General features: G+C 54.8%; 3 protein-coding genes. 2 read left to right on the top strand and 1 reads right to left on the bottom strand.

The features are described 5' to 3' along the window. A partial coding sequence (locus tag FKG94_RS16895) for a hypothetical protein (protein ID WP_142905502.1) occupies positions 1-400 on the bottom strand: 400 nt, incomplete at its 3' end. A gap of 1,594 nt (positions 401-1,994) precedes the next feature. Here FKG94_RS16895 and FKG94_RS16890 point away from each other — a divergent pair. Both FKG94_RS16890 and FKG94_RS16885 read left to right on the top strand, forming a co-directional pair. Next, entirely contained in the window at positions 1,995-3,797 is a 1,803-nt protein-coding gene (locus FKG94_RS16890) for an FG-GAP repeat protein (RefSeq protein WP_142905501.1), read from the top strand. A 368-nt stretch (positions 3,798-4,165) separates the two neighbouring features. Further along, a complete protein-coding gene (locus tag FKG94_RS16885) occupies positions 4,166-6,004 on the top strand; it encodes an integrin (protein ID WP_142905500.1) in 1,839 nt (612 codons plus the stop codon). Positions 6,005-6,693 lie beyond the last annotated feature (689 nt).

The raw sequence follows: 6,693 nt of genomic DNA, 5'->3' as shown, positions 1-6,693 counted from the left end.
AAGGGTGGGTCCGCCTATGGCGACGTTTATCCGTGTGGCCGGAAATTGCGCCTGTTACCGAATAGGAGAATATTGTCCATTCGATCCTGTTATGACAGTCATAATCCACTTCGATAAAGTCCCAGCGCCCGCTCCCGGGTGGGATGAAGGTCCAGGTTTCTGTGTGGTAGTAATAACCGGGGGGATCATTGCGCTGGTTGTTAATACCGACCGGGCCGATAATCAAATGATCCGGATAAAGGTCGCTGGTTTGTGGTGCCGGAATCGTCACCGCGCGGGCCTGTAAGGCTGTTAGGAGCAAAGCTGTGGTCAACAATGCTCGCTTATAGAGATTACCAAGAGCCGCAGAGGTAAACAAATGTTCGCCTGATACTCCGTTTGCTTTGACCTGGAACGCCATATACTTTCTCCCAATTGATTGAGTTGACGAGTGTCCGATTCACTCAGGTCTTATTGATATCAAATTTATGCACAGGAAAATCTAGTGGTTCGGGAAGTGAGATAATTGCACATCCATTGTTGTTAAAGTTTACTTTTGAGTTTTAAATACCCATTGATTGCTAAGTGCAACCAAATTCCTTCTGATGAGGTGATGCACCTCGTATTTGAATCCGCGTTCTGGGAAATGGATGGAGCTCAATAAGTCCGCCGGTAACTGGCTCTACGCGATGAATAACTTGGCGATGAATTATTTATTGCTGCTAGTTTTTCGTAGATTACACATCCATTTGATTGGCTTGATGCTAAGTGTTTTCTAAGAGAGTTGCAAGACAGCAGGATTATTTATCGTTTGCTGACAAAGAAAAGATGAGTAGAAGTATTAGTCTGACTAGGTATCGCAAAGTGTTATGAAGCCTGAGCATGGAGTTATTCGATAAAAGACTACATGTGCCTGAGGAATGCTATGCGTTAGTACTGCCAATACAATAAGCATCTCAAACATCTAAGCAGCTAAAATCCATACTTTTGTGGTTGGGAGCCGCAGTTTTTTGGTAGGCCTATATAGCTCCAACTCTTTTGGTGCATCACTGGATTAGCCGGGCGATTTAGTTCAGTGGTTGGTCTGTATGTAAATCCTACATCATTCCCGAAAATGGTCTTGGAGGGCTTCGTTATTTAGGACCTCGCGCGGCTGCATAAGAAATAGCATCGATGACCCATGTATTGAGTGTTTCTATACTCCACGCTGAACTGGAAGTGAGCGTTCAATAATTTGAGTTTGTGATTTTACAATGTCCATACGCAGGTGGTACTGAAATTAACGTAACCGGTGCTGATGCCAATCGCTGTAGATACCTGCTTTCGCTAAAGTTGTCTACTTTTTCCTAAGGCACCTACTTTTGGTTGATAGTGGCAACTAAGAGGATTTGGACCCATTTATCGACCTCATACTAACCCTTACGATCTTGGTTAAGAACACTGGGGGTAAGTCTGTCTTCTCTTATAGTGCAGCCACGACCAGAAGTAGGTGCCGAAGGTGAGTGGCATTCGTAACAGATCTTGGTTTGCTACGTAGTTGCTGCTGATGCGGACATGGACCTTTTTCATCAGATCGGGCAACAGGTTTGTTCGAATCCAGCCCCGGGGTGCATTTTCTTGCCGTAGGCTACAAGATCAGGGACGTGTCGGTGCAGGGTGTTTTTCAGCCCCACGACAGAGTCTTGTGCCAGAAGGGGGGTGTAGTAGCAAGCGGTTCCAACCTGCAGAGGTTTCACTACCGGAAGGCTTAAAAATACCCTGTACCGGCGCGGCCCGTGCCGGGTGGCACTCTGTCGACTCTATCGGATGGCACCTTGTCGACCCTACCGAGTTGCACCCGGTCGACAAAACACCGTGTAACAATCTGCCGCCCCTACCGGACAGTCTTATCGACCTGAAACCGCCAGTTACACTTTTTTACCAACCCAGCGAGTTACAATTTTTTACTGTACCCGACTAGACCTCCAGCTTAGGGGTCCTCAATAATTCACCCCTTTGTCTTGGGGAGAGCAACAGTGTCCGGTCCAATCATCAACAACCGAACCCACCGCTGGTCAAATTATCGCCGTTTAACCGTTTGCGCCGCGCTGGTGGTTTTGCTCAGTGCCTGCAGCGATGACGACGACGATGACGACGGCGATGGCGAGCCGCCCAGCGCCGCGCCCACAGTGACCGTGGAAGGCAATACCCGGCAATTACTGTTCGACTGGGAACCTGTCAGCGGTACCAACTCCTATCGCCTGCTGCACAACCCGGACGGCGAGTCAGGCTTCTCCGCCATCACCGGCGACCTGGGGTTTACCGAAGTGGGCCTCGAAGTATCGCCGCACCGGTTCGATTGGGACGCTGCCGAGTTTATGGTTGAAGCCTGCAACCGGGCCGGCTGCAAGCAGTCGGAGACGCTGACCGTCGACGAGCAGATGCTCGATACCATCGGTTACTTCAAAGCATTTAATACCGATGCCGGAGACGGTTTTGGGTACAGTGTGGCGATGAGCGCAAACGGTTCCACCCTGGCGATAGGCGCCTACGGTGAGGACAGCGCGACACGCAATATAAACGGTAACCCCAACAACAATGTCGAGGGCGAAAATTCAGGCGCAGTCTATATTTTCGTGCGCAACCGCCAGCAGTGGACCCAGCAAGCCTATATCAAGCCAGGTAACACCGGCGCGGGCGACCAGTTCGGTTTTTCCGTTGCGCTGAGCGCCAACGGTAACACCCTGGTAGTGGGCTCCCCCTATGAGGATAGTTCCAGCGCCGGCGGCGGTGGCCAGAATGACGATCTGGAAGATTCCGGGGCCGTGTACCTCTTCACCCGCAGCGGTGACGGCTGGAGCCAGGAGACACTGTTTAAAGCCAACAACAGCGGCGCCTTCGACAACTATGGCTGGTCGGTGGCGATCGACGGCGAAGGCCGTACCCTGGCGGTTGGTGCCACCGGAGAGGACAGCGCCGACGGCGATAGCCAGAACGACGATACCGCAGAGGCCGCCGGCGCCGTCTACCTCTATGATTTTTCGACTGACGACGGCTGGGAATTCAGCCGCTACCTGAAGGCGGTTACTCCCACCGCCGGCGACAATTTTGGCTTTAGTTTAGCGCTCGATATCAACGGCGATACCCTCGCAGTAGGCGTCCCCTACGACGATGGTGGCGGCGATACGCGCGAGGATGCCGGTGCGGTTTACGTGTATTTGGAGCGCGAAAAGGAATGGACACTGCAGGCTTACCTGCAGGCGTCGAACAGCGAAATCGGGGACCTATTCGGCTATTCGGTATCGCTCAGTGATAACGGCGATACCCTGGCCGCGGGCGCCAGCGGGGAAGCCAGTAATGCGACTGGTATCGACGGCAACGAAGGCGATAACAGCAGCCCCGGTGCAGGTGCTGCCTACATTTTTACGCGCAGCGAGGACACCTGGGCGCAGCAGACTTATCTCAAAGCGTCGAACACGGAAGAGTCCGATAATTTCGGCGCGGCTGTGGCCTTGAGTGGCAGCGGCACTACACTGGCCGTCGGTGCGCCACTCGAGGCCAGTGCCGCCGCCGGTATCGACGGTGATCAGACGGATGAAAGTGAAGGCGGGGCGGGGGCTGCGTACTTCTTTACTTTTGCCGATGACGAATGGACGCAGCAAAGTTATGTGAAGGCGATCAACCCGGAGCAGGAAGATGGGTTCGGCACCGCTATCGCGCTCAGCCGCAATGGCACTTTAATGGCGATCGGCGCCCCCGGGGAAGACGGTAACGATACCGGCACCGGCGGGGAGCCGGACAATATGGCCGATGATGCCGGCGCTGTCTATCTTCACTGAGTGGTGGCCATGGGCCCCGGCATATATCGCCGGTTAAAAGACAGTTGCTGCGAGCAGTAGATGCTGGAACAGGAAAGCAGTAACAAAGTGTTATTGCACAGCCCTGTGAAATATAGCCCTGTGAAATATAGCTCTGTGAAATATAGCCCCGTGAAGTGTCGGGCGCGGCTCGCGGCGGTCAATCACAAGACGTTGTTTGCCCGGGTGCGCCACACTACTTAACCAACTGATCGCCTCCCGGTGTGCTTACAGCCAGTCGCACCGGGCGGTCTTTTATGTCGAGTTACAATTCTTTACGTTTCCCCGACTAGACCTTTGGTTTAGCGATCCCGGATAATCGAGCGATTTTGCACCGCGGAGAGGGTTCAATGTCAAGTCTAGGGTCGACTAGTAGAAAACAACAACAATACCAGGTATCTCATCAGCGCCGGCAACACGGTTATACAAGCTCCCGAGTTATTCTTGCCTGCGTCGCTGCTGCGGTTTTACTCAGTGCCTGCGGCGGTGGGGGTGGCGGTGGCAGCGACGATCCGGGCGATCCGCCGGCCTCGGCACCCGCAGTGACACTGGAAGCCGATATTCGCCAACTGCGATTTGACTGGGACGCCGTTGAGGACGCCATCGCTTACCGGCTTTTTTTTAACCCGGATGGCGAGGCGGGCTTTTCCCAGTTGGGCGGTAATATTGGCGCGACTAATATAACGGTTGAAGTGGCGGCGCACCGGCTGGATTGGGACGATGCCGAGTTTATTGTTGAAGCCTGCAACCGTGGTGGCTGCAGAGGGTCCGAATCCATTGCGGTCACTGACCAGATGCTCGACACCATCGGCTATTTCAAGGCGTCCAACACCGACGCTGGCGACTCCTTTGGTTACAGTGTCGCCCTGAGCGCTAACGGCGCCACCCTGGCGGTCGGTGCCTATGGCGAGGACAGCGCCACCACAATTATTGATGGCAACCCGAATAACAGCGCGGCCGGCGAGAATTCGGGTGCGGTGTATATTTTTGTCCGCGACGGGCTGGAATGGGAACAACAGGCTTATATCAAGCCGTCCAATACCGGTGCGGGCGACTTTTTTGGCACCGCCCTGGCGCTGAGCGACGACGGCAGTACGCTGGTGGTCGGCGCGACCGATGAAGACAGCTCCAGTGCCGGTGGTGGCGGGCAGAATGACGATGTGGAGAACTCCGGCGCGGTTTATGTCTTCTCCCGCGCCGATGGGGACTGGAGTCAGGATGCCGTGATAAAAGCCAGTAACATCGATGAAGATGATAACTTCGGTGAGGTGGTGGCGCTGAGCGGTGACGGCGATACACTGGCGGTAAGCGCCTACAGAGAAGCCAGCGGCGACCCCGGCAATCCCAATAACAATGCGAGACCGTCTGCCGGTGCTGTCTATCTCTATTCCCGCACTAATCAAGGGTGGGATTTTGACCGATATTTAAAAGCGCCCAACCCGGATCAGGACGATGTTTTCGGTACCAGTCTGGCACTGGACAGCACTGGCGAGACGCTGGCGGTCGGCGCCCCCGGTGATGATGGCAGTACAAATGGCATGACGGATTCCGGTGCGGTTTATGTATTTGTCGAAAACAACGATGAGTGGCAGCAACAGGCTTATGTGCGGGCGTCGAATGCCGATCAAGGCGATCGCTTTGGCGGCGCGGTGTCGCTCAGTGACGACGGCGATATGCTGGCGGTGGGGGCGGCATTCGAGGCCAGTGATGCCACCGGTATCGATGGTGACGAAGCCGATGACAGTATTGACGGCGCCGGTGCCGCCTATATCTTCACCCGCGAGGGCAATGCCTGGACGCAGCAGACCTATTTCAAAGCATCGAACACCGACTGGTCTGACAACTTCGGTGCAGCGCTTGCCCTGAGTGGCAGTGGCACCGCCCTGGCTGTAGGTGCCCCTTTCGAAAACGGCACCAGTGTCGGTATTGGGGGCGACCAGACCGCTGATCCCGAGTCAGATTATGGAGCGGTTTACTTCTTTGCGTTCGCAGACGATGAGTGGAGCCAGCAAAGCTATGTCAAAGCCACCAACACCAGTGCGTCCGATAGTTTTGGCGCCGCCGTGGCTCTCAGTCGCAACGCGGCGGTGATGGCGGTAGGCGCCTCAATGGAAGATGGTGATGCAACCGGTGTGGGTGGCGACAGCAACCAGGATGCGGTTAACGCCGGTGCCGTTTATTTGTACTAAGGAGAAGGGCATCACTCCGGTTTTTTTATGTACCACGGAAAGCCAGTGTTACGCCGGTAGCGAAAATAGCGAGTGGTCCCGCCTCCGGCGGCACGGTGCGGGGACTGGCTTTAGCCTGTCCCCTTAGGATGCCCTTAGGATGGTGCCACTTCCCTTCCGAAAGGCACCGCCTCCGGCGGCACAGTGCGGTGACGTCACTTTAGTTGCGTCACCATAGAATGGTGCCACTCCCCTTCCTTGAAACACCTGTTTGGTGTACTGCGATTTCTTTTTACCTCCCAGCTAAACCGTGAGCGTTCTTTTTGGCGCCGTGCCGCCGGAAGCGATGTTGTTTGAGAGTGGCGTGGTCCCCCTCGAGGGGGACGCAACTAAAGTTACGTCCCCGCACCGTGCCACTGGTGGATCGACTCTGAACTACACAGCATCATCATCTGCAGCAGACAAAACGGAAATGGTCGCGTCGATCTACAAGGTGCGACAGGCGACCGGTGACCACAAATGCAGGAGCGCGATCAATAGCATGACCCGGATCACGATTAACACATCGGGCGTTTTACTTTAGCCGGCAACCTTATTAGCATTCCTAGTCTCCCGCACTTTTATAGCTAAATGGAATTTGCAGCGTGTCTCTTGCTCTTCTTTTTTGTTTGCCCATTCGACCTTGGCGGAGGTATCCCGCCGGCGCGCGC

The organism is Exilibacterium tricleocarpae (assembly GCF_007004655.1).
In the GTDB taxonomy this organism is placed as follows: Bacteria; Pseudomonadota; Gammaproteobacteria; order Pseudomonadales; family Cellvibrionaceae; genus Exilibacterium; species Exilibacterium tricleocarpae.
This window is presented reverse-complemented; position numbering and strand designations above follow the sequence as displayed.

Coding starts and splice junctions, on each gene's coding strand:
- FKG94_RS16885 (WP_142905500.1), top strand. CDS start 4,166: ATGTCAAGTCTAGGGTCGACTAGTAGAAAACAACAACAATACCAGGTA.